The organism is Peribacillus deserti, assembly GCF_002863585.1.
GTDB lineage: Bacteria > Bacillota > Bacilli > Bacillales > DSM-1321 > Paraperibacillus > Paraperibacillus deserti_A.
Genome location: NZ_PGUY01000039.1, coordinates 1 through 23,513, shown reverse-complemented (window position 1 = coordinate 23,513; position 23,513 = coordinate 1). Strand labels below are relative to the sequence as shown.

The 23,513-nt window shown below is 37.6% G+C and carries 22 protein-coding genes and 3 pseudogenes; 17 read left to right on the top strand and 8 right to left on the bottom strand.

All coding sequences use genetic code 11. The features are described from left to right. Positions 1-47 precede the first annotated feature (47 nt). The 4 genes from tatA to CUU66_RS24175 all read left to right on the top strand — a co-directional run bounded on the left by tatA (position 48) and on the right by CUU66_RS24175 (position 2,741). Positions 48-257 (top strand): twin-arginine translocase TatA/TatE family subunit, encoded by a 210-nt coding sequence (gene tatA / locus CUU66_RS12870; RefSeq protein WP_101642800.1) that lies wholly within the window; start codon positions 48-50, stop codon positions 255-257. A 279-nt stretch (positions 258-536) separates the two neighbouring features. Continuing rightward, a complete protein-coding gene (tatC, locus tag CUU66_RS12865) occupies positions 537-1,271 on the top strand; it encodes a twin-arginine translocase subunit TatC (protein ID WP_101642798.1) in 735 nt (244 codons plus the stop codon). A 280-nt stretch (positions 1,272-1,551) separates the two neighbouring features. Further along, complete coding sequence (locus CUU66_RS12860; protein WP_101642795.1) at positions 1,552-2,571, top strand: TIR domain-containing protein; 1,020 nt, start codon at positions 1,552-1,554, stop codon at positions 2,569-2,571. Beyond that, positions 2,568-2,741, top strand: coding sequence for a hypothetical protein (locus tag CUU66_RS24175; protein WP_180955273.1), 174 nt, complete (start codon positions 2,568-2,570; stop codon positions 2,739-2,741). Before CUU66_RS12860 ends, CUU66_RS24175 begins: the two co-directional genes overlap by 4 nt. A 746-nt stretch (positions 2,742-3,487) precedes the next feature. On the opposite strand, the gene CUU66_RS12855 is transcribed toward CUU66_RS24175, so the two are convergent. Further along, positions 3,488-3,688, bottom strand: a complete 201-nt coding sequence (locus tag CUU66_RS12855; RefSeq protein ID WP_101642794.1) for a hypothetical protein — start codon at positions 3,686-3,688, stop codon at positions 3,488-3,490. Between the two features lie 407 nt (positions 3,689-4,095). On the opposite strand from CUU66_RS12855, the gene CUU66_RS12850 reads away from it, so the two are divergent. Further along, on the top strand, positions 4,096-4,860 hold the full coding sequence (locus CUU66_RS12850; RefSeq protein ID WP_101642792.1) for an LAGLIDADG family homing endonuclease: 765 nt from the start codon (positions 4,096-4,098) through the stop codon (positions 4,858-4,860). Positions 4,861-5,049: 189 nt separating this feature from the next. Here CUU66_RS12850 and CUU66_RS12845 read toward each other — a convergent pair whose 3' ends face one another. After that, the gene (locus CUU66_RS12845; protein ID WP_101642789.1) at positions 5,050-5,874 is read right to left on the bottom strand and encodes an STAS domain-containing protein; all 825 of its coding nucleotides are present in this window, start codon (positions 5,872-5,874) and stop codon (positions 5,050-5,052) included. 208 nt (positions 5,875-6,082) lie between these two features. Here CUU66_RS12845 and CUU66_RS12840 point away from each other — a divergent pair, with 208 nt between their 5' ends. Further along, a complete protein-coding gene (locus CUU66_RS12840) occupies positions 6,083-6,373 on the top strand; it encodes a hypothetical protein (protein WP_101642785.1) in 291 nt (96 codons plus the stop codon). Between the two features lie 539 nt (positions 6,374-6,912). On the opposite strand, the gene CUU66_RS12835 is transcribed toward CUU66_RS12840, so the two are convergent. Continuing rightward, positions 6,913-7,122 (bottom strand): hypothetical protein, encoded by a 210-nt coding sequence (locus CUU66_RS12835; protein WP_101642783.1) that lies wholly within the window; start codon positions 7,120-7,122, stop codon positions 6,913-6,915. Positions 7,123-7,417: 295 nt separating this feature from the next. On the opposite strand from CUU66_RS12835, the gene CUU66_RS12830 reads away from it, so the two are divergent. From CUU66_RS12830 to CUU66_RS25430, 6 genes and pseudogenes are all read left to right on the top strand, one after another. After that, positions 7,418-8,719: a sugar ABC transporter substrate-binding protein gene (locus tag CUU66_RS12830; protein WP_101642780.1), complete on the top strand. Its 1,302-nt coding sequence runs from the start codon at positions 7,418-7,420 to the stop codon at positions 8,717-8,719. 65 nt (positions 8,720-8,784) lie between these two features. Continuing rightward, positions 8,785-10,092: a sugar ABC transporter permease gene (locus CUU66_RS12825; protein WP_101642779.1), complete on the top strand. Its 1,308-nt coding sequence runs from the start codon at positions 8,785-8,787 to the stop codon at positions 10,090-10,092. Continuing rightward, entirely contained in the window at positions 10,089-10,925 is an 837-nt protein-coding gene (locus tag CUU66_RS12820; protein WP_101642776.1) for a sugar ABC transporter permease, read from the top strand. The genes CUU66_RS12825 and CUU66_RS12820 overlap by 4 nt, the downstream gene beginning before the upstream one ends. A gap of 29 nt (positions 10,926-10,954) precedes the next feature. Beyond that, positions 10,955-11,465: pseudogene (locus tag CUU66_RS12815) on the top strand (ABC transporter ATP-binding protein); the annotation flags it as partial. Positions 11,466-11,608: 143 nt separating this feature from the next. After that, a complete protein-coding gene (locus tag CUU66_RS25435; protein ID WP_374702995.1) occupies positions 11,609-11,767 on the top strand; it encodes a hypothetical protein in 159 nt (52 codons plus the stop codon). Next, positions 11,761-12,299, top strand: a pseudogene (locus tag CUU66_RS25430) (IS3 family transposase). The gene CUU66_RS25435 and the pseudogene CUU66_RS25430 overlap by 7 nt, the downstream one beginning before the upstream one ends. Positions 12,300-12,452: 153 nt before the next feature. On the opposite strand, the gene CUU66_RS12795 reads toward CUU66_RS25430, so the two are convergent. Further along, a complete protein-coding gene (locus CUU66_RS12795; RefSeq protein WP_101642768.1) occupies positions 12,453-12,587 on the bottom strand; it encodes a YolD-like family protein in 135 nt (44 codons plus the stop codon). Between the two features lie 141 nt (positions 12,588-12,728). On the opposite strand from CUU66_RS12795, the gene CUU66_RS12790 reads away from it, so the two are divergent. Beyond that, positions 12,729-13,196, top strand: coding sequence for a hypothetical protein (locus tag CUU66_RS12790; protein WP_101642766.1), 468 nt, complete (start codon positions 12,729-12,731; stop codon positions 13,194-13,196). Between the two features lie 89 nt (positions 13,197-13,285). Here CUU66_RS12790 and CUU66_RS12785 read toward each other — a convergent pair whose 3' ends face one another. Continuing rightward, the gene (locus tag CUU66_RS12785; RefSeq protein WP_101642764.1) at positions 13,286-14,329 is read right to left on the bottom strand and encodes a C45 family autoproteolytic acyltransferase/hydolase; all 1,044 of its coding nucleotides are present in this window, start codon (positions 14,327-14,329) and stop codon (positions 13,286-13,288) included. Positions 14,330-15,210: 881 nt separating this feature from the next. Here CUU66_RS12785 and CUU66_RS24170 point away from each other — a divergent pair. Together CUU66_RS24170 and CUU66_RS12775 are read left to right on the top strand one after the other, a co-directional pair. Continuing rightward, on the top strand, positions 15,211-15,483 hold the full coding sequence (locus CUU66_RS24170; RefSeq protein WP_180955272.1) for a hypothetical protein: 273 nt from the start codon (positions 15,211-15,213) through the stop codon (positions 15,481-15,483). Positions 15,484-16,255: 772 nt separating this feature from the next. Further along, positions 16,256-17,149 carry an aminoglycoside 6-adenylyltransferase gene (locus CUU66_RS12775; RefSeq protein ID WP_101642762.1) on the top strand — a complete coding sequence of 298 codons (894 nt, stop codon included), beginning with the start codon at positions 16,256-16,258 and terminating at the stop codon, positions 17,147-17,149. A gap of 119 nt (positions 17,150-17,268) precedes the next feature. Here the strand turns inward: CUU66_RS12775 and CUU66_RS12770 are convergent, their stop codons facing one another. Beyond that, positions 17,269-18,249 carry an aldo/keto reductase gene (locus tag CUU66_RS12770; protein WP_101642760.1) on the bottom strand — a complete coding sequence of 327 codons (981 nt, stop codon included), beginning with the start codon at positions 18,247-18,249 and terminating at the stop codon, positions 17,269-17,271. A gap of 650 nt (positions 18,250-18,899) precedes the next feature. Between CUU66_RS12770 and CUU66_RS12760 the strand changes: the two genes are divergently transcribed. After that, on the top strand, positions 18,900-19,781 hold the full coding sequence (locus tag CUU66_RS12760; RefSeq protein ID WP_101642755.1) for an aminoglycoside phosphotransferase family protein: 882 nt from the start codon (positions 18,900-18,902) through the stop codon (positions 19,779-19,781). Positions 19,782-19,968: 187 nt separating this feature from the next. Here CUU66_RS12760 and CUU66_RS12755 read toward each other — a convergent pair whose 3' ends face one another. Continuing rightward, the gene (locus CUU66_RS12755; RefSeq protein ID WP_101642752.1) at positions 19,969-21,207 is read right to left on the bottom strand and encodes an IS110 family transposase; all 1,239 of its coding nucleotides are present in this window, start codon (positions 21,205-21,207) and stop codon (positions 19,969-19,971) included. A gap of 386 nt (positions 21,208-21,593) precedes the next feature. On the opposite strand from CUU66_RS12755, the gene CUU66_RS12750 reads away from it, so the two are divergent. Next, on the top strand, positions 21,594-22,127 hold the full coding sequence (locus CUU66_RS12750; protein ID WP_101642751.1) for a GNAT family N-acetyltransferase: 534 nt from the start codon (positions 21,594-21,596) through the stop codon (positions 22,125-22,127). Between the two features lie 139 nt (positions 22,128-22,266). Here the strand turns inward: CUU66_RS12750 and CUU66_RS12745 are convergent. Further along, a pseudogene (locus CUU66_RS12745) lies at positions 22,267-23,196 on the bottom strand (IS1595 family transposase); the annotation flags it as partial. Positions 23,197-23,513: the final 317 nt, after the last annotated feature.

Sequence of the window (23,513 nt, the reverse complement as noted above, 5' to 3'; positions counted from 1 at the left end):
GAGCCTATTATCATTAATTAGAATGGATTAGAAAGGGTGTAGATAAAATGCTTTCAAATATTGGGATACCTGGATTAATTATAGTACTCGTAATTGCCCTTATCATTTTTGGCCCGTCTAAGCTCCCCGAAATAGGGAGGGCATTCGGCCGTACTCTAACAGAATTTAAAAGCGCTGCTAAGGGACTGGTAACCGATTCGGATCATGATGAACAAGAGAAAAAGCCTGCACTTGCAGCTGTAAAAAAAGAAGGTTAAAACAGTGCCGGTTCAAAGAGAGTAGACGGGGGAACTCGTCTGCTTCTTTTTATAAGACTGTTTCCGCAATGAACCAAGGGGTGATTTTCACTTCAGGATGCTCGCTTCCCGCTGTTCACGGAGGAGTCTCGTACCTTATCAATCGAACTGAATGAACAATAGGGTGACGTAACATAACTTATTAAAAAACAACAAACTTTTAGAAAAGAGCTTTTATAATGAACTTGTTTATAGGAAAAGGCAGGTTTATCATACTTTTGACAGCAGGGAGGAAAAAGGATGGACTGTAGAGAGCTGCAGATTTCCGGACATATAGAGGAACTTAGAAAACGTATTATTATCACTCTGGCCGGCTTTGCTGCTATTTTTGTGGTAAGTTTTGTGTTTGTAGAGGATATATATAAGCTGCTTGTAAAAAACTTCGACGGAAAATTAGCAGTGCTTGGTCCCAGTGAAATTTTGTGGGTATACATGTCCATAGCAGGTGTTAGTGCAATTGCAGCAACAATACCCCTTGCTGCTTTTCAAATATGGAAGTTTATATCACCAGCACTCAGACCAAATGAAAGAAGGATAACATTTAGGTTTATCCCAGGTTTATTTTTATTATTTGTTACCGGTGTTTTATTTGGATATTTAGTTCTTTTTCCTATAGTGATAGGGTTTTTAACGTCGCTTTCTGCGGGACAGTTCCAAACCATGTTCACTGCAAAAAAATATTTCCGGTTTATGCTGAACCTTACATTGCCCCTAGGCTTATTGTTTGAGATGCCGCTCGTGGTCATGTTTTTAACAAGACTGGGAATTCTAAATCCCGCCCGGCTGGCTAAGGGACGAAAGCTTTCTTATTTTACCCTGGTGGTCATTTCCATCCTCATCACACCTCCAGATTTGATATCTGATATATTGGTGATTGTTCCGCTCCTTGTTCTTTATGAGGTAAGTGTATTCTTGGCTAATTTTGTGTACCGAAAAAGATTGGTGCAAAATGACTTGGTGCAAGGAGTGGGCTAACAAACATAGGGAGGACATGCTAAGCATTCGGGGAGTGTTTCTTTAACAAGAGACACTCTCTTTTTGATTGTCAGCTGGCTCGCATACGAACACGTGTTTGCGGTTTTGTAAAAGAGCACTTATAATAATAATTAAATCTATTAGGATTAGTTTATTTTGTTTGATTCTTTGAGACATTCCACTCATTTTAACGATTATTTACCATGATATACTTAGGGTATTGCAGATCTTTTATACATACTGGCAGAGGATTCATGGAATAAATAAGTAAGGAGGCATTATGGAAGAGAATAAACCTTGTGTTTTTATCGGTTCTTCAAGAGAGGCGATGGACTATGTGAATGCTGTCCAAAAAGCCCTGGAATATTATGCCGAAGTGAATCCATGGTATGCAGGAGTGTTTTCGCCTGGTAATTACACAATGGACGACCTCGAAAAACAATTGCATCAAAATGATTTCGCTGTTTTTATATGCTCTCCAGATGACATTATCGATATACGCGGAAAAACGTTTCTCATAACCAGGGACAATACCTTGTTTGAGATGGGACTGTTCTGGGGAAGATTAAAAAGAAGCAGAGTGTTTTATTTAATACCAAATACAGTGCCGAAAACAAGAGATGATATGAACATCCAGGATTACCACTTGCTTTCTGATTTAATTGGATTGAATCCACTTAAATACCAAGCTGGATCAAAGAATTATGATGCTGCGGTCAGTGTTTCCTGCCAGCATATCATAAAGAAAATCCAAGAATTGAAATTCTACCAAGATCCGGAAATACTATTGCACGAAGTGAGAAGAAAACAAAGAGAACGAGACGAAGTGGCCCTTTTTACAATCAAGTTAACAAAAGAGCTCCTAAAATCGGATAATGAGAACATTTACGACTATTTATCCGATGCCCTTAGAAGTGTTTATGCCATTCTCCCTTCTTTTAAGATGGATGGGGTGGGTGTCTGGAAAAAAGAAGGAATAGATGGTTTAAAACACGCAGCCGGAAAAGCGGGAGATATAAATTTTTATTCCTTTAATGTGAACAACGACAAAGAAGACAATGATCCGGATCGCATCCTGATGATCGACAGCTTCTTACAAGGTGAGGAACTTGTTCACTTAACGAAAGATCACTTGTTCAAAACTTATTTAATATGCTATCCTATAGGTGTAGAATTGGTAATAACCGTTACTATTTCTGGACCGGATGTGTTAACAGATGAACAGCTTGATTCCCATTTTGTTGCAAACTATGACCTGATTAAAACCATTAATTATCTATTTGGAGGTGCTTCTAAATGACCAGATTCATTAATCCTGCCGAGCATATTTTTAACAAGGATTTATTCAAACTTGGTAAGCCTGTTGTTGGTGTAAGGGCAGTCGCACCTGTTAAAGGAAAAGAAAAAGTCGGAGCAGTTGTTTACAAGCGCAAAGCTAAATACGGCGATCTTTTTGAAAATCGGGCTTAATATATGTACAAACACTTCAAACCAATGATTGAAGTGTTTTTTTATTTGTCCATAGACAGCTCGGAGCAATACCATAGTTTTTCTAGAAGCCGACCCAATTTAAGAGCGAAATCCAGAATTTAAGAGTGAAATCCATAATTTAAGAGTGAAATCCATAATTTAAGAGAGAAACCCAAAATATATATGTGAACCCCAAAATTAAGAGCGAAATCCAGAATTTAAGAGCGAGATCCAGAATTTAAGTGCGAAAATTAAAATTTAAGAGCGGAATCACGAATTTAAGAGCAAATTTTGAAAATATAGGGTAAATATGATTATTCATTTAGGAATTATTTTATTGTAAGGGAAGATAGAATTCTTTTTTGTATAAGATGCGGCTGGCGTCGGCCACGCCGTCAACAGGTTATTAAATACTGTGAATAGAGCCTTTGAAATTAAGACTGGATTCCATACAAACTAGCTACATTTCAATACCATATCATTTTTTCCTGAAGGCCAGCTAGTATATCCGCATTTAATTTGCCGTAGAAAGGAGGATTAATTGAGTTTAATTCATAATTTTAGTTTGATCCAGTAATGATGAACACCGAAGCTTTTTTTAGCCTGACTAATGAATGGGCTTAATTCTAAAATAACCCGAGGTGGAAAGCCTTCATTTAGAGGATGATATTATCTATAATTATAGGTGGTTTAAAGATGTCCTTGTAAATAGGAGTGCATTAGAAATAGTATGTGAATTAGAATTTTTATTTAACCTCTTTTATCCGAATCGTTAGCAATGTAACTGGTGCTGATCTTTTGGGAGGACGAATGAGTTTTTGAAAATCCACATTTAGGCTATTTAATGTATCCTCAATATAAAATAGCATGTCGCAATCCTCTATCGGTATATCAACTTCGCCCTTATCTATTAATACAATCACTTTATCCTGATACTTCTTAGACATTCATTTTCACCTCGTGATATTAAATTTCTTAAAGTATATATACGATACTCAGGTATCAAACACCTGTTCGTTTTTTGATTAATTAAAAAATTTTTTTTAGAGTAAAATCAAGGGCAAGGAGCAAGGAAAATGCTTTATTCATTTCAATTAAGTTAGCGGGGAAGCTGAATTAAAAAAAGCTACATGTAACAATCTTTAGCCTGATTTTAGTCGGTCTTGCGGTACCGTATTTCTCGGATTTTTCAATAAAAGTAAAACCTATTATTTTTACGGAGACAGCAATAACTGGAAAGTTTCGCTCAAATTAAGCTTGTGAGGGCTTAATTTAATCAAATAACTTGAACAGTTTAGATTTGCTAATGCAGAACGTACGTTTGTACAATAGGAATGCAAGCATATTCTGTTAAATGGTGGTGGAACAGTTGGCCAAAAACTCAAAACTCACCTTAAAAATCTCCGATGTAGTCAAGTTATATAAAGCGGGTATGAGCACTGCAGATATTGCTGGTAAGACGAATGTTTCAATACGTTATATCAATTTAGTTTTGAAAAATAACAACGTGGAAAGGCGTCCGCGAGGCAGCTGGAAGAGGCAATATACACTTAATGAAGATTACTTTAAAACCTGGTCGAATAATATGGCTTATATATTGGGGTTTTTTGTTGCTTCAAAGGATACTCAAACGATAAGTATTGCTCAAAAAGAAATTGAAATCCTGAACTCCATAAAAACCGAATTAAAATCAGAGCATCCTATTATACAAAATAAAAAAACGGGTGTTTATATGCTTATGCTTAACAGCAAAATAATGAGAAAAGATATAATTGAAATACATGGGATTAATCCAAATAAGTGCCTAAATCTTAAGTTTCCTAAAATTCCGGCTGAATTTATGTCCCATTTTGTAAGAGGATATTTTGACGGTGATGGCTGCATTTATAAAGATAAATACTTTGTAAATATCGTTGGCGGATCGAAGAGCTTTATGGAATCACTCGTGAAGATATTGGCATCACAAAATATTAACGCTGTTATAAAATCATTTGAACACCATTATCGAGTGTATATAAGTGGCGATGATCCGATAAAAAAATTTTCAGCATGGATATATAAAGATAAAGAATTATACTTACAAAGGAAATACATTCGTTTTCATAAGGAAAATAAGTGAACAGCTAAAAGGGCAATAATATGCTCTTTTTTTGTTGTGTGCCAGGCATGGCATCTATCTAGGTGGTGAAAGTCCAATGTGGGGGTACACATCGACCAACCACTAAGTCCCCTTTTCGGCAGTAAGTCAGTCCTTTCGCTTCTTCCTTCGGAATACCTAATTGGATAAGCGACTTGATCTGTTTCTTGGCTAGCTTTCATTGTTTCCATATGACTGTTCCAAGACTTGCTGAACGCTGCTATATGCTTGGACATCTGAAAGGTTGATTCCTAACTGTACAGCTGTCTGAGCTAACGCTGGTCTAATACCAGTAATGACAGGAGATATTCCTAATAGTTTTAATATATCCCTAATTTGAAAAAAGTGTTGAGCAACGAAGGTATCGAATACATGTATTCCTGAAAAGTCGATAATTAACATGCTAATGTTTGACTTCGATATCTTAGGTATAACGGTCTCGGTAATGTGGGCTGCCCTGCTCTCATTAAAATCTCCAATGAGAGGTAAGACCGCCACTCCTTTTTTAATTGGAACAATGGGAGCTGCAAGTTCCAACATTTCCTTTTCAATGGCCTTTACCGATTTTTCGGTGATTGTCCTAGTAATCTTTGTAAAATTACGTATGATCTCATCAAAAATATAAACTACTTGGTCATTGACAAAATATATGTCCTCTAATGGAAAGTCTTTAGATACGCACTGTTTCCGAATCTCTTGTAACAACCCTATTCGAAAATCAAATAATAAATCTATTGGTTCAGTTTGTGCTGCTCCGTCTTCCAAGGAGGAGTAATGGTTTATTGCAAACTCGAAATTTAAATTTTTTTGTTCTGATTTACTTAACCTTAAACTTTTTGAAATATGGCTGATAAGAATGACTAAAAAGTTTTTATATTTATTGATTTCTTCATCTTTCCCATTTGAGTCATGGTGGGCTTTATCTAAAAGTGAAGATGCTATCTTGTTTTTATCGGTGTTTAAACAGTTGATGACCTCTTCTAAAGTCTTGGACATGATATCTCTCCTTTTGTAGGGGACAAATAGATATTGAAATAAAAAGACCCATGTAGATTGATAAACAATGATCGATGGGTATGATTCAATATACCCGAGTAATCATGCATAAAAACTTGTCTTAGGCCTAATCACCTGTATATATGTTTAAATGTTGTAAATGCTGGGAATATGAATAGAAACTTCAAGAAAATGGATGCGATGCGAGATGAGTGTTATTAACTGTGTAATGGTATATGACCACGTTGTTGAGAAAATCGCCATTGAGTCCAGTCGGGAGAATTTTGAAAGAGCATTAGAGGGTGAAGTTAAATCATTTATCCTCAGTGATCAGACGGTTGCGCTATTTAATGAAGAAGCAATATCAAAGAATTTACCTCGTAATTTTTTGGGCGTATACGGGACAATTATCTTCTGCAAATATTATAAAAGCCAGATTTCTAGTCTAGAAGCTGATGAGCAAGCTGCATTACTAAAAAAACTAAACCTACAACTATAACGACAGGGGAGTAATCCTCTGTATTTTTTATTCTCCATTTTTACAGATGAGTCATTTGATAATTGTTCTGTGCATTGTGGATAATTTCTGATATACATATTGCATGGAGGTTTCCTCATATGGAAAATAGCAAGGAAAGATTAACTTCAACCGAGGTTTCTCGGTTAAGGGGCACATATATGTGTGATAATTCTCTGATATGTATATAAGTTACTTTGTGAAAAATTAAGTCGAAGATCCAGAAATAAAAACAGTACTGCAAGAACTTACAAATACGCTGCGGATATCATTCATACGATATCCAATATCTATACCAAGGAAGGCCATGACGAGTTCTCGTGCATCAGTTCGGAAGAATAGACATACGAACTCATGGAATTAATGTATCAAAAACGGTTAGGCATGACTGTACCGATTTCTTTCAGTCTGCCAAGAAAAGAAACAAAGAAGCAATAATTGGTTCTTTTTCTTTGCTGTGGCATATAAGCCTTTATAGTTTTAACAACGCAAGAGAAAAAGCCAATCATTACTTTTATACTTTAAAGATCATTTTCTATGTTCACAATCTTTTGTTCCAGACGGACAATCTCTTTGGGTAAGGTCGCTAAAAGTTGATAATATAGTTCGACGTTCCAAGGGATAGCAGGATAAATGGTATCCATTGATTCAATACCATTATCTTTAAGCAATGTATATCGATGTCGGGTCTCGATTAATGAGTCTGTTAAATTCTCTAAAAGAGTTGCCATATCATTCCCCCAGAAATCTAATTATAACAGTTTCTATACCCTTTCTATTTTAAAACAAACATCTTTAAGGTGAAAAGTTCTTTAACTAATTAGGGGTCCCCACTTTTCCTTCCTTCAGTATATAAGAGACATATTCCCAATATATTTATTAATTCTTTGCGGAAATTTGAAATAAAAAGGAAATAAGAAGGAAATAAGAAGGAATTTGTCGAATTGGTATAAATAGATGGATGTGTGGTAACCGCTTACGCTTTTGGAAAAATATGTTTTAACTTATACAAATGGAGGGAAACACATGGAATTGAAAAAAATATTTTCGGTTTTGGCAACAGGCGCTCTGACAGCAAGCTTATTGGCTGCCTGCTCAGGTGAGTCCGCTAACAAATCTGCCCCGACACAGCCCGCTAAAAAACCAGCCGAGGCTGTAAAATTGGAACCTGAAGCTGGAGCTACATTGAAACTTTGGGATAACGGAGGCAAAGAAGGAGCATGGGCAAAGGCTGTTGCCGCTGAATTCACAAAGAAATACAGCGTTCCCGTAAAGGTTGAAGAATCAGCGCATGACAAAGCGGCTGAAAAAGTAGATGCCGCAGGCCCGACAGGAAAAGGCCCAGATGTATTCCATGCCCCGCATGACCATGTTGGGAATATGGAAAACTCAGGAGCCATTTTTGAAAATAAACTGGGCAAAGCATATACAGACCGTTTCGTGGATGCAGCCATTACAGGTACAACAGGGAAAGAAAAGCAGTACGGATTCCCGCTGGCAGTCGAAACATATGCCCTTTACTACAATAAAAAACTGGTGAAAGAACCTGCCGAAACGTGGGAAGAGTTATTCAAACAGGCTAAAGAATTCCAAAAAGGAAGCACCGATAAAGACCGCAAATACGGTCTGATGCTTGAACCTGGCAACTATTACATCGCTCACTCAATCGTCGGCGGATACGGCGGGTATGTATTTGGGGGCAAAAACGGAACTGACGTGAAAGATCTTGGTCTTGACTCTAAAGGGGCCATCCAAGCAGGAGAATTCGTGAAGAAAATTCATGACGAACTTCTTCCTCTGAAGAACGAAGACATCAAAGGTGACTTGATCAGCTCTATGTTCAATGAAGGAAAACTGATGTACCGTATTTCAGGTCCTTGGGATATCAAAAATCACCAGGACGCAAAAGTTGATTTCGGTGTAACAACACTTCCTAAACTTGAAAACGGCAAGGTTCCAACAAGTTTCTCTGGCATTAAAGCATATTATGTAAGTGCTTATACGAAATATCCAAAAGCAGCAACACTTCTTGCTGAATTCGCGACAAGTGATGAAATGCTGATCAAGCGTTACGAAATGACAGGCCAGATGCCTGCATCCAAAAAAGCCCTTGAAACAGATGCCATCAAAAATGATGCGGTATTGAACGGTTTTGCCAAACAATTGAAATATGCTCAGCCAATGCCGAACATTGCAGAAATGCAAAGTGTATGGGAGCCAGCTGGAAAAGCATTTACAGCCATATGGAATGGTCAGGCATCTCCTAAAGAAGCATTGACGAACGCAACAAAAGACATCAAAGGAAAAATCGAAAATCAGCAGAAATAATCTACGATCGTGAGCCAATGCCAGGAGGCGTTGGCTCATTTTGACTATCAGGAAGGAGTACTCCAATGAAATCACATTCAAAAATTTCCGCTCTTCTTTCAGCTCTTTTCATGGGATTAGGTCAAATCTATAACAAACAGTACATCAAAGGACTCATCATGATGGGAGTCGGGTTATTTATTCTTATCACTTTCGCCGTTGATTTCCAGCACGCGATGTGGGGGCTCACTACCCTCGGTGAAACAAAGCAGACGATTGATGGGTGGGATATTGTACAGGGAGACCATTCTATCAACCTCCTTATCTACGGATTGATCTTTTTAATCGCTTCCATCCTCGTTCTTTCCGCCCATGTAGCCAACGTAGTGGACGCCTATTCGGTCGGAAAGAAACGGGAAATCGGAATTGTGCCAAATGGAATCAAGGAAACTCTTAAAACCATGTACGAAAAAGGCTTTCCATTTGCGATGCTGCTTCCTTCCGTGTTCGCAACCGCCTTTTTGATTATCCTTCCAAATCTGTTCGGTGTGCTTCTTGCTTTTACGAATTACTCATCACCGAATCACCTTCCACCGAAAAACCTGGTCGACTGGGTCGGTTTTGATACCTTCATCGATTTGTTCAAAATGGACATGTGGAGCAGCACCTTTTACGGGGTGTTCGGATGGACGGTTTTATGGGCGATACTTTCCACATTCACATGTTTTTTCGCAGGTCTTTTCGTCGCCATCATCGTGAACCAGAAAGGAATCGTCTTCAAGCGATTCTGGCGGTCGGTATTCATACTTCCATGGGCCATTCCGCAATTCGTCTCCATCCTTGTGATGCAGAACTTGTTCAACGGTGAATTCGGTCCGATCAACCAGCTTTTACTGGATCTCGGGATATTAAATGAAAGATTATACTTTCTTAGCGACCCGACTCTTGCAAAAATCACAATTGTCGTCGTCAATATCTGGTTCGGCTTCCCGTACTGGATGGTTCTGATGAGCGGTGTGATGACATCCATTGACAAGGAACTGTACGAAGCGGCTGACGTGGATGGAGCGAACAACTGGCAGAAATTTCCAAAGATCACCATGCCCGTGCTTATGTTTTCAACGGCACCCCTCCTTATCATGAGTTTCGCAGGTAATTTCAACAACTTCAACATGATTTACCTGATGACACAAGGTGGTCCTGTTAACACGAGTTATCAGGGAGCAGGTTCCACAGACATTTTGATTTCATGGATTTACAAAATGACCCTCGAACAGAGGCAGTATAACATGGCATCCGTCGTTTCCATCTTGATTTTCGTAATTATCGCAAGCATATCCATCTGGAACTTCAGACGCACCAAAGCCTTTAAAGAGGAGGACATGATGTCATGACTTCTAAACTTTCAAGAAATCTTCGGCTTGTATTCAGCTATGCATTTCTCATCGCCCTTGTGGTCATCGTGTTCTATCCGATTGCCTGGGCTTTCATGGGAAGTTTGAATCCTGGTGATTCACTATCGAAAACGAAACTTTTTACAACAGATTTATCTTTTAAGCATTACATTTATTTATTCAAAGAAACCAACTACCTGAAATGGTACTGGAATACATTAAAGATTGCTTTAGGGACGATGGTCCTTTCCACCATATTCGTGGTGAGCGCTGGGTATGCATTTTCAAGATACCGTTTCAAAGGAAGAAAATACGGTCTTATGACGATGCTTGTCCTTCAAATGTTTCCATCGTTCATGGGGATGATTGCGATATTCCTTCTTCTTGACAGAGTGGGCCTCCTTGATACACACATCGGCCTTATTCTTGTCTATTCAGGGGGAGGCATCCCGTTCGGTGCATGGCTTGTGAAAGGGTATTTTGACGGAATCCCAAAGAGCTTGGAAGAAGCGGCACGGATTGACGGGGCTGGCCATATCACGGTGTTCTTCAAAGTAATGGTTCCTCTAGCTCGCCCGATTCTCGTGTTTGTTGCCGTAAACAATTTCATTGGTCCTTGGATGGACTTCATTTTCGCCCGCCTGGTTCTGACATCTCCTGAAAAGAAGACACTTGCTATCGGTCTTTTCGACATGATCACGGGTAAGAGCAATACACAGTTTACGAACTTTGCGGCTGGTGCTGTTCTGGTGGCAATCCCTATAACCATTCTGTTCATACTCTTCCAAAAACACATTGTGGAAGGATTGAAGGCAGGCGCAAACAAAGGTTGATTTCTAACGACAAATCTAGGGGGATTGGCATGGCTGAAATCACGTTGAATGGCATTCAAAAACAATATGAGGGGGACCAAGCCCCTTCTGTGACCGATTTTAATCTGGATATTTCAAACGGTGAATTGATTGTTTTTGTCGGTCCATCAGGGTGCGGGAAGTCCACGACTCTCCGTATGATTGCTGGTCTTGAAGACATAACGGACGGCACTCTTTCCATCAATGGGAACGTGGTGAACCAGACTCCGCCGAAAGAGCGTGATATCGCCATGGTGTTCCAGGATTATGCCCTGTATCCGCAAATGAGCGTGTATGATAATATGGCATTCGGGTTGAAACTTCGCAAATATGACAAATCAGAAATCAAGGAAAGAGTGGAAAATGCTGCAAAAATCCTTGGTCTCACACCGTACATTGACCGAAAACCAAAAGCTTTATCAGGCGGTCAGCGCCAGCGTGTGGCACTTGGTCGCCATCGTTCGGAATCCGAAGGTGTTCTTGATGGATGAACCCCTCTCGAACCTTGATGTGAAGGTACAGTAACTTCACTAAACAATCCAGTCACTAGAAGCTGAATTCCAACTTAGGGCAGGCATGGTTTGTTGTCTGCCTGAGAAAAAATTTAACAATGCAAAGAGTTCTTCCTGCAAAAAAAGGAAAAAGTCGGGGCTCTTCAAATCAAAATGTTCTTAGAAAATGACTATTTTGTTAAGATGAATCACAAGAAAATTAGAAGGTTAATGAGGAAATATCAATTATTCTTCACAAAGGTTAGAAAAGCAAGCCTTATAAAAAAATGGCAAAAGCTACCCTATAACACCGTACATGCCCTAACCTGTTAAATCGTGAATTTAATCAAGGAGAGCCTGGAAAAGTATTATTAACGGATATTACTTATCTTTATTATGAGAACGGTCAAAAAGCCTATTTATCCTGCATTAAGGATGGAAGCACGAACGAAATACTGGCCCATTATTTATCCACGTCTTTAGAAATGAGTATAGTATATAAGACGCTACAAAGACTTAAAGAAACTGTACAGAATCAGTTTCATCCTGAAGTCATCCTTCATTCAGACCAAGGTATGCATTACACTCATCACCTATTTCAAAAGAAAGTAAAGAAATTGGGCATCACTCAATCATGTCCCGTAAGGGAAACTGTTGGGATAACGCTCCAATTGAATCTTTCTTTGGTCATTTTAAGGACGAGGTAGATGTTAAAGAGTGTGCTAGCTTAAGTGAATTAAAACAAATGGTGGATTCTTATATCGAGGAGTATAATAATCATCGTTATCAATGGGGATTAAATAAAATGACCCCGGTACAATACGAGGCCACTGAAAAAGTCTTTATTAAAAACAATCAAAGGTAGAACCTCTCACTAAGATTGAGGGCTTCTGCCTTTTTTATTTTATAATAATGGTATCTCTTTAAGGCGGTGGGCACGATGATTCAAAAACAACAATCCATGACTTTTAGTCCTTATATGGACCTTTATAATTTAATCGTTCCTAAGGATAATCTTTTACGCAGAATTAATCAAATTATTTACTTCCTCCAATTGTTGATCATCGGCTATGGGTTCTCTCTCATCATAATATTCTTCATTTGCATATTTCCTTAACATACTGACATGTTCAGGAAGCATCAAACTGTCCATTTTATGTTTCCACGGTCACGTATCATTTTACCACTCCTTGTTAAGTGTTTGTGAACATATGTTTTATGTTAAAAGGAAATTTTTTACATTTGAAACATGTTCTTGAATAAATCCGACTAATGGAGTAAGAGGAGGAATCGTATGAGTAAATTGGTATCTTTATTGGTATGTTTAATCACCATTCTTGCTGCCTGTTCAAATAATGAATTGAAAGGAAAAAAACCACCAGAAGCGGAGATCGTGGCAAGTGGCAAACATTACGAGACAGTTCTTGGAACCTATTGCTGGAGTAATGGAAACAGTGGTAAATGTGTCGATACAATTGGACCTAAAGATCTTTTGGAACTAAAAGGTAAAAAAGCTATCCCTGTCCAGCCAGGAGAAGAAGTAGTCTTCATGATGGATTACACTCCACAGCCGAATGAAGTCCATCTTGAACAACTAACTGGAGATACACCGAGACAAGTTCCGGTAAGGGATGGACATTTTAAGGCACCAACGGAGAAAGGAATTTATTATTATTCATATGGCGTTTGGTGGATGGATGAAAAAGAGAAGAATGTTTCGAATGGGGATGCTTTTTATTCATTTGCTCTTGAAGTGGAATAGACAGTCTTTTTATTATTTCTTTTCAAAAAAAGAAGACATTAATAATGCCTTCTTTTATTATAGTTTTATTAGTTTATAATGGGTACGAATTATAATAAATTCATATTCAGGAAGGGGACATTAAAATTTAGTTCCCCTTTTATTTTTTTGATGTTATTTTTTTCTCCACCTAGAAACTTCTCGAAATCAAAAATGACTGGGTTACGGTTTGGACCCATTGCGAACCAAACCTTTTTTTCTTTTGGAATGTAAGCAGAAGTGTGTAAAGTTCCTGACGAAGCATCGTACTTTTCAGAAAAAACTTGTTCATCTTTGTTATTTAATAAAGAAAAAGCCTCGTAAACACCTAATTTTTGTTGTTTCTCCATAATTTGTTGTCTTCGTTTCGAATCGTCCATTCGATAACGATTTTCCTCTAGAAGCATTTCGAAATGATTCGTGCTGGTGTTTGATTTTCTAGCTATTACGGAGCGGGGAGATGCTTCTACTACATAAGAATCACCTTTTGGGTCGAGCAATACATAACTGAATGACGTTCGATGCGGGATTTCTTTCAGTAGATTAATAGCATCCTCTACATTGGAACATGTCTCTAGTATCATTCGCCCAATCATGTTGCAAATAAATCCGTCTCCCGAATGGATACGATTGATAAAGTTATACCCCATAGCAAGACCCTTTTCGTTCATACCATCAATTCTTCCGGTTATCTGCATAGAAGGACCAATAACTGCGTATCCACCATCGGTTGGTTGATAAAGAGTGAATCTTCCTTCGTAAGAACCAGGATGACTGTCGTAATTCCGTATAAGGTAGTCGGTGCCGGTTAAGATAGAGCACCCGCTTTTTCCGTACTCCAAATAATACCCGCCAAATTCTCTTATTGCGTCATCAATGCTCCATTGTAAAGCATCTGCTAATCCATGTATTTCTTCTATAACTCCCGGTATATATTTTGACAATAGAGTTAGTGCCTTTTCTTGGTCAGTAGCGAAATGACGTGTTCTTCTCGAAGTCCATTGCTTTGCTCGATTTGGTAAAATAGGAGACTCTTTTAATGTTTCTCCTTGCATATATCCAAACTCATAATGAGTCCCTTTAAATTGAATGGTATCGCTATAAACAGGGAACATTGATTACTCCTTTTGATATTGATTCACTTTAACTATATCTAAAAAATCTATTACTGTCTCTTTCCTCGTTCTTAACAAATCCAGGTAAAAGTCATTCGTTTCCTGCTTTATTGTTCTGATGGATTTAATTTGCCTTCTTGATATTCATTGATTTATTTAAATCTTCTTTGATTCGCAAGCAGTCTTCAGTAGCCCACAGCACATTCAGAAGATGTCTTTGGGCTAAACAATTTTCTGCTTTGCCTATTATTTTTATTTCGTATTTTGTATTCATCTGCTTTATTAGTCCTCACGTTTAATTTTAGGAAAGCATAAACAAATATTTGGTTCATAATGTTAATTTGAAAGTATGGCTGCTTCAGCAGCCTTTTGTGCGACGGGCAGTCGATTGGACGCTGACTTAGTCAGCGTCCTTCACTACTTTACAGGACAGAGACGTCATCGAGGTGAAACGACTGGAAGAATGTAAGGAAACTGGATTCCAGGTGGTGAAAATCCTTCCCCAAGGAGACTGACCTAGCTTGGGAAGCCTAATCTAGGGCAATATCGCGAGGTGTTTGTCTGAAGGAGATGCGGAAAATCGAAAGATCCGCAGGCGAATGGACAGACCCTAATGCATAAGCGTGAAGCACGGCGGCGGAGTAAGTCGGCGACTTTTTGATAGGTAGAGGAAGCCCACTTTCAGGCATTTCTTTTAGAAGTCAGAACAAGGGAATGCGACTTATAACGTGATGGTGCAGGGTATGTTCAGAAGGAAAATGCGATGACCCCGTGAGGTCTCCACCTTACCAAACAGGCAGGGTTCTTATCTATAAGGGTAGACCGAAGTGATAAAGAACGGGTGGAGAAGTCAGACGCTCTCATAGTACGGAAGTAGCTTAGTGACCATAACACTAAGTGAACGGAAGGGAGCGACCTATGGCTCTATGCTATGGACGAGATGTAATGCCAACAATCAAGTTACCGAGGTAAAACCGTTTGAATGTACATCAAGGAAAGGCGTGGAATACGCAATGAATCAAGAGTGGAAATACAAAATGCACAGTGTTTACGGACAGATCCTGTTTGATCGTAAACTTACTGAGAGTTTCCTTAAGGTAAAGGAAAACAAAGGTGCAGGTGGAATTGATGGGGAAACCATAGAAATTATGTAGCAAACCTTGAAGATAACATTATGAATCTTCTTAGTAAATTAAGAGCGAAGACCTATCAGCCCCAACCAGTCAAAAGAGTCTATATTCCAAAGAAAAATGGGAAGAAACGTCCCTCGGAATTCCAACCATTGAGGACCGAATTGTCCAACAAAAAGTGAAGGGAAAATAGTTTATCTATTTTATAATAATCCTACTGCTGGTTTGATTTACAATAAAATTGGTTTTCAAGAAGTAGGAGAGTGGATGGTTCTGGGATTTAAATAAAATTGCTTTATTTAAAAAAGTAAAATGTAATTACCCTTTTTATATCAGCAGAAAGTTTGTGAAAAAACACATTAAACTATTGGATGCGTTAGTTGAACAGTGATTGGTACCCACATTAAGGAAGGTTGGATGGCTTATTTTTTCTTGATGTCGTAGTTGATTACAACTAATGGAAATACAACAGGAAATGTTAATACAAGGTACAATAGGTGTTCTTGCTATTATATAGTTTATAACTGTTGCATTGGTAACAATCAAAGTTATTGATGGGCTTTTTAATAGTATTCAAAAGATGAATAGTACGAGAATTATATGCGATTCACTAACGGGTGAGTTAGTTTCTGAGGCTCTTTAACTTAATTAATGCATAAAAGTAAGAGCCACATACTATTCGCGTAGGCTATTACTTTTTGAACAATTTTAGATCATATAGTAAATTTATAATAATAGATTTTAAGTTTTGTTTTTGAAATTAAACGGTTCCATATATTTGCGGGGGTGAATTCTTATGCGAAGCAATCAGGAAATGTTTGATTTGATAGTAGGAGTAGCTAAGAACGATGACCGAATCCGAGCAGCTTATATGAATGGTTCTAGAACCAATCCCAATGTACCAAAAGATATTTTTCAGGACTACGATATTGTTTTTGTTGTGACGGAAACAGCCTCATTTATAATTGATGAAAATTGGATTAGTCTGTTTGGCGAGTTGATTATGAAGCAAGAGCCTGATAAAATGGATCAACTCATAGGCATGGAACGCGATTTCGAACGTTCATACACTTATTTAATGCTATTCAAAGATGGGAATCGGATCGACCTTCAACTCCAAACAATAGAAGCTATGCACGAAGGATATGAAAATGATAAACTTACTCTACCGTTATTAGACAAAGACAAAATTCTACCGCTTATCGACAATCCAACGGATAGTGACTATCATGTAAAAAGACCAACTGAAGCAATGTTTAATAGTTGTACTAACGAATTTTGGTGGTGCTTGCAAAATGTTGTAAAAGGAATTTGGCGGGATGAGTTGCCGTATGCAAAATTGATGTTTGAATATACGACCAGGGCTTCCCTGGATGATATGGTTTCATGGTGGATTGGTCTCCATAACAACTTCGAAGTTTCAACTGGAAAGATGGGAAAGTATTTTAAAAAATACCTTCCGGAATCCTATTGGGAAATGTATAAAAGGACATACTCTGATAGTAATTATGATAATTTTTGGGTTGCTATATTGGCTACTTGTGACTTGTTTCGGAACCTATCTAAAGATGTATCCGAATACTTTACTTTTATTTATCCAGTCGTGGATGATGTAAATATGACGGAATATCTTCATCGTGTTCGGAATTTACCCCGTGAAACAAAGCAAATTTTTAAACAAAATACATAAACATTCATTTTCCCTATGGATAACGGAAAGTGTCTTTATAGACATAAAAATAACCTTAGGATAGAAGGATCACCCTAAGGTTATTTTAATTATTGGATTATTTTAAATGAAAAACCTCATTACAAATTAACGTTGCTCATATCCGGATAACGTTCTCCTGCTGCCACACCTTTTGGAGCTACTTCATTAATGCGGCGAATGTCTTCTTTGGATAATTGAATTTTAAGGGCTCCAATATTTTCTTCTAGATATTGAACTCGTTTTGTTCCTGGAATCGGGATAATATCATCACCTTGAGAAAGAATCCAAGCAAGTGCTAGTTGTGAAGGCTGACAGTCTTTTTCTCTTGCTAATTCTTTAATTTGATTCACAAGGTTTAAATTTTTTGTAAAGTTTTCTCCTTGAAAGCGAGGAGAAAAGCGGCGATAATCATCTTCTGCCAAGTCTTCAAATGTTTGAATTTGCCCTGTTAAAAAGCCTCTTCCTAAAGGACTGTAGGCTACAAATCCAATTCCAAGCTCACGGATTACAGGTAAAATTTTGTCTTCGACATCTCGACTCCATAGTGAATATTCCGTCTGAATGGCTGTTATTTCATGTACCGTATGAGCACGGCGGATCGTTTGAGGAGCTGCCTCAGACATGCCCAGGTAGCGTACTTTTCCCTCTTGAACTAATTCAGACATCGCACCAATTGTTTCTTCAATTGGAACATTAGGATCTACTCTATGTTGATAATAAAGATCAATATAATCTACACCTAAGCGAGATAAACTTGCATCACAAGCTTGTTTTACATAGTCTGGATGGCCATTAACTCCTAAAAATGATCCATCTTCCCCTCTTACATTTCCAAACTTTGTTGCAACAATAACTTGATCACGTCGATCTTTAATAGCTTGACCAACTAATTTTTCATTTTGGCCAACGCCGTACATATCCGCTGTATCAAGGAAATTGATGCCCAGTTCGATGGCACGATGAATGGTTTTTACTGATTGATCATCATTTCGTCCACTGTAAAAATCAGACATGCCCATACAGCCTAAACCAAGAGATGAAACCTCTAAATCAGATTTTCCAAGCGTTCTTTTCTTCATATTAACCATCCTCTCTGCTTAATTAAGGTGTAAAATAGTTAAATTTTTAAATTTCCAAATTTATTATAATCTTTGATAAAGAAACAAGTAAAGAATAAGGGGTCTCGACAGCAGAAGGTATGTATTATACACTAATACATTTGCTGGAAATGAAAAGGGCAATTTCCTTATTCAAAGGGCAGTTTTGACCCATAACGAACGTTTTTAATGATTTCCAGAGAGTGTTTTTTTGAAAGTTTTGAGGCTGCTTTTCTTGTATTATGGGTATCATCTAAAAATAAAACCGTTAAAACAACGGCAGGAACGTTTAAGTGTATAGAGGTAAAGGATCAGGATGGATATACGAATTTCTATGCTAAAGGTGTGGGGCTAGTGAAGACGTATAACAATGGGAAGGTATTGACTGAACTTGTTGGATTGAATAAGAGATAAATAAACGGAATTACTGTTAAATCAAAGGAGCCTTGTAAGGGCTCCTTTTCTTTATACTTGATAGAATATATTAAACGGGTGCGCGTTAGTTAAAGAAGGAGGGCTGCTAAGGCAGTCTTTTTTTGTTTTTCATCTTACGGGCAGTTTCGTAGAAGAAGGATTTAAGAGTGTTGAGGAAGAAAAAAGCTATTATAAATAGAAAAGGGTGGGTGAGTTAAATATTGATTATAAATATAGAATTAGTATCAAGTCTAATAAACGAACAATTTCCAGAATGGTCTAATTTAAATATCACACCTGTAAAAAATGGCGGGAATGATAATAGAACATTTCATCTCGGTGAACATATGAGTGTAAGATTACCTAGTTCAGCAGGCTATGCTCCACAAGTAGAAAAAGAACAAATGTGGCTTCCGATATTAGCTGAAAAACTTTCATTACCAATTCCCATTCCAATAGCAAAAGGAAATCCGAATGAAAATTATCCCTGGTCCTGGTCCATCTATAAATGGCTTCAGGGAGAACCCCTTTCACATAACAATATTGAAAACCTTAATCACATAGCAAAAGACTTGGGGTCATTTCTAAAAGAGTTACAAGCTATTGATGCCAGCATAGGCCCATCAGCTGGTAAGCATAATTTTTATAGAGGTGGATCACTATCTATTTATAATGAGGAATCTAGAAATGCTATAAAGAACAACAAAGAGGATTTTGATGAAGGTTTGTTGAGTGAAATATGGGGGTTAGCTTTAGATTCTGTATGGGAATCAAAGCCCTTATGGGTACACGGTGATATAGCACCAGGGAATGTGTTGGTTAAAGATGGACAGCTCTGTGCAGTTATTGATTTTGGTATTTTAGGAGTAGGGGACCCTTCTTGTGATGCAGCAATAGCCTGGACTTTCTTTGATGATGCCAGCAGAAAAGTGTTGAAGAATGAACTGAATTTGGACGAAGCAACCTGGAATAGAGCACGTGGATGGGCTCTATGGAAAGCATTGATAACATATAATGCTAAAAAAGATACTGATAAATTGAAAGCAAAAGAAGCAAAAATAACTATTCAAACAATAGTGAAAGATTATAAAAAAAATTAATGGATACAGGTATTTTCAATTAAAATTAAGATTATCACATTGTACTTAAGCTAAACCAGCTAATAGTTTGTCAACATTTTTCATTTAAATAGATTTTTATTCTGTGGTATGCTAAAAATAAGCATGCCAAATAACCTTCCGTTTTGCCGAATTGGAAGGTTTTGTTGTATTTAGTTAGATATTGTTTTTAAACAATATCTTGGAAAGTGGTTCTGCTTTTTAGTAAGGCATAAATCCAATGCAAAAGTTTATTTACACAGGCTATAACAGCTACTCTGAAGGTTTTTCCTTCTTCGCGTTTCTTGTCATAAAACTCTCTCAGTCTTTTATTGCGTGGAATGATTTCATCAGTCATCTTCTTTTTGCGAGCGTCCCTAATGCCACTTTGAACGGCCATGTATAAGGCGTGACGGAGTCTGCTGGAACCTCGTTTGGTAATCCTGTTAACCAATGCAGTAAATTTACCAGAAGAGTAGACACTGGGATCGACGCCTGCGAATGCAACGAGCTTTTTGGCATTATTAAACCGATCTATTTCACCAATTTCAGAGATAATCGTTGCCGCGGTTTTTTCTCCGATTCCAGGGATGGATTGGAGTAGCTTATATTCTTCAATTTCTTTTGCGAGGGCATCTATTTCTACTGATAACTTTGATAGATGCTCTTGGTATTGAAGAACAATTTTAACCAGTATCTCAAGGTTAAAGATATGGCTCTGGTACAGATTCCTTTGGAAAGGGTTTAGAAGGGCTGCCTCTCTTAGTTTCTGTGCCTTTTCTTTTGCCCAAAGCCTTGATCGGCTATTACATAAAGAAGAAATCTTCTCGGTAATTTCACTTTCACTAGCCCTTAGAACTTCCTCGGATGTCGGGAATTCAAGCAGGGTGAGTAATGATACCTTTGAATATAAACTCCCAAATACCCCTCTGTACTCAGGGAATACTTGATCCAATAAGGTATGAAGTTGAATCTTGGTTTTGGCTGTAACTTCCGCAATACTCTCTTGTTGTCTAGTTAAATTCCTCAGGTTTAAGAGCTGTATACCACGTTTTTTATGAGGCCCCAGCTCCTCTTTATAAAACAGTTCACAAAGGTGATAAGCATCAGCTGCATCTGTCTTTACCTTCCGTAAACTTGAACTCTTGGCTCTATGTGAGATGAGAGGATTAACAATTATATAAACATACTTGTGTTCCTCCAAAAATTGAATGACTGGAGTATGATAATGTCCAGTTGCCTCTAAAACGACCGAAGGTTGTTGACCGAGTGCTGTTTTTTCAACCTCTATAAGGAATTCTAGTAAGTTCCCTAATCCTTTGAGGTTATGAGTAATACTAAAGCCTCTACGATAAGGTTTCCCCTTATCTAAAAATGCCTGGACCTGACTTTCTCCCTTTGATACATCCAGGCCTACTACTGGATTCATGCTTTTCTCCTCCTAGAAACTCTTTTTGTCGGTATCCCCTAAGGCTTCTTGTAATGTCATAGGTTCGCTTGTTAAACGGGATCGTTGTCCCAACCAGCCTGAAACATGTTTATACAAGTAGGGGGTGAACAGTTTAGCTGACGGGATTTAACCCACGGGTGCGACGTTCTACCCCGACTACCGTAATATTAAGACCCTAAATAAAAGGCTATGTTAAAGGGAAAGGTTGATTTGATTTTAAATAGACAATAAAAAAATTATGATTGGATATTTATGTTAAAATTAATATGAGATTGTGAAAATTCCTAATAAAAATAACGGTTTTTAATGGGATAATTACAGTTCAAACGGAAATTTAAACAGATAAACAAAAGGGAGAGAAAAAGATGTTTCCTATATTAGAAACAGAAAGATTACTATTAAGAGAAATAACAATAGATGATGCAAAAGACATATTTGCTTGTTTTTCTAATGAGAATGTGACACGTTATTACGGGCAAGAGACATTAGAGGATATAAAACAAGCGGAAACATTCGTTGATTTTTTTGCAAAAAGTTATACAGAAAAAAGGGGCATACGGTGGGGAATTGAAATAAAAGGAACTCAAGGAATAATTGGAACAATTGGCTTTAATGCCTGGTCACCTAAACATAAACGGGCGGAAATAGGTTATGAAATTCATCCGGAACAATGGAGAAAGGGATATACCTCGGAAGCAGTTTCGAAAGTCCTTCAATATGGCTTTGATGAATTAGGTCTTACTCGCTTAGGGGCTGTCGTTTTTATAGATAACGAAGCATCTAATAATTTGCTAACTAAAGTAGGGTTTCAAAAAGAAGGTATTCTGAGGGATTATATGCATCAAAGTGGTAAAGCACACGATACATATGTCTACTCAATTCTTAAAAATAGTAAATAAGATTAACTATTAAAATAATGGGATATTTAGAAAAAATGGACATTAAAATAAATGAGCTTGGAGATACATTTCCAAGTTCATTTTTAATTTAAATCCACCGGTGCATATTTGTGATTTCCTATTTAGATATTCTGTAATTTTAGAAGGCTGTGTTTCTAAGTCTTAATGTATCTGCGGTTTCCCAAGTTCCGAGAACACTTGATAAAATAAGCATTAGCTTTTTCTTGCTTAATTCGCTTTCCATTTTCCTAATATCAAGGAACTGAAACCACACTAAATAGAGCTGTAAATACTTCGTAGAAACGCCATTAAATCGACTTATCCATTTCTTTAATCGGGAGTGATAATTATTAATATTGTTAAGATGATAGATGCCTTTCTTGACATATTCTTTCTTACTTCCATTTATGATAATGTGTTCGACATTGTTTTTAGCCGAATAAGATTTATATGAATAATGAGCATCAGAAATAAGTACCGTATCACTTTGTAAATGGGAAGTAAGAGTTATATCGATTTGTTCGGTTAGAATTCTGCCTGAACCGACACGCTTCGAAAGGGTTGTTTTGTTTCGGTCTCTTGCAACCAATACACAGACTTGTTCATTGGAGATACCTCTTTTTGACGCTGAACCACCACGTTTTCTTGATTTGCGAGTTGCGATAGTCTTTCGACCTTTATAACTGTCTAAGAAATAGATTTCATCTACTTCTACTATTCCTTCAAATGTACCTACACTTTCTTTCGCAAGAGCAGACAACACTTTATGTCTCCAGTAAAAAGCAGTTACGTGAGTGATACCAACTATTTCGGCTGTATTACGAAGAGATAGCCCCTTCAACATACATTCAATAAATGAAATCCATTTGTCTGCCTTTTTTGAACGATACATAGGGGAATTTGTTAAATTACAGCTCAATTTAATACAATCTTTGCACTTGTAACGTTGGCGACCATTTCGCTTTCCATAGCGAACAACTGACATACTTCCACAATGACGACAATGAAAGCCGTGAGAAAATTTCCGCTCCCTTAATTCACCTATTAAAGCTCCTTGTTGAGAACCTGATTGTTATTAATGACAAAAGGGGCAACTCAAATGACTGTGGCAACCATATTAGCTGATATATATTCTTTAAGCGATAGGGATAAAGAATATATCTTAGGGTTTCTTACCCGCCATTTTACTCCTTTACCACAATAGATTGCGATTTATTCAAAATCAACGAAGAACTTTAACATAGCCAAATAAAAAGGTCAACCAGAAATATCTGGCTAACCTTATATTACGAACGGGTGCCACCGACTGTCGCTCCCTTGCGGGCACTCATGGTAGATTAATCCTAATTCTGGTTGCTGCACCAGCCTCCATTTTAACAAGCCTTG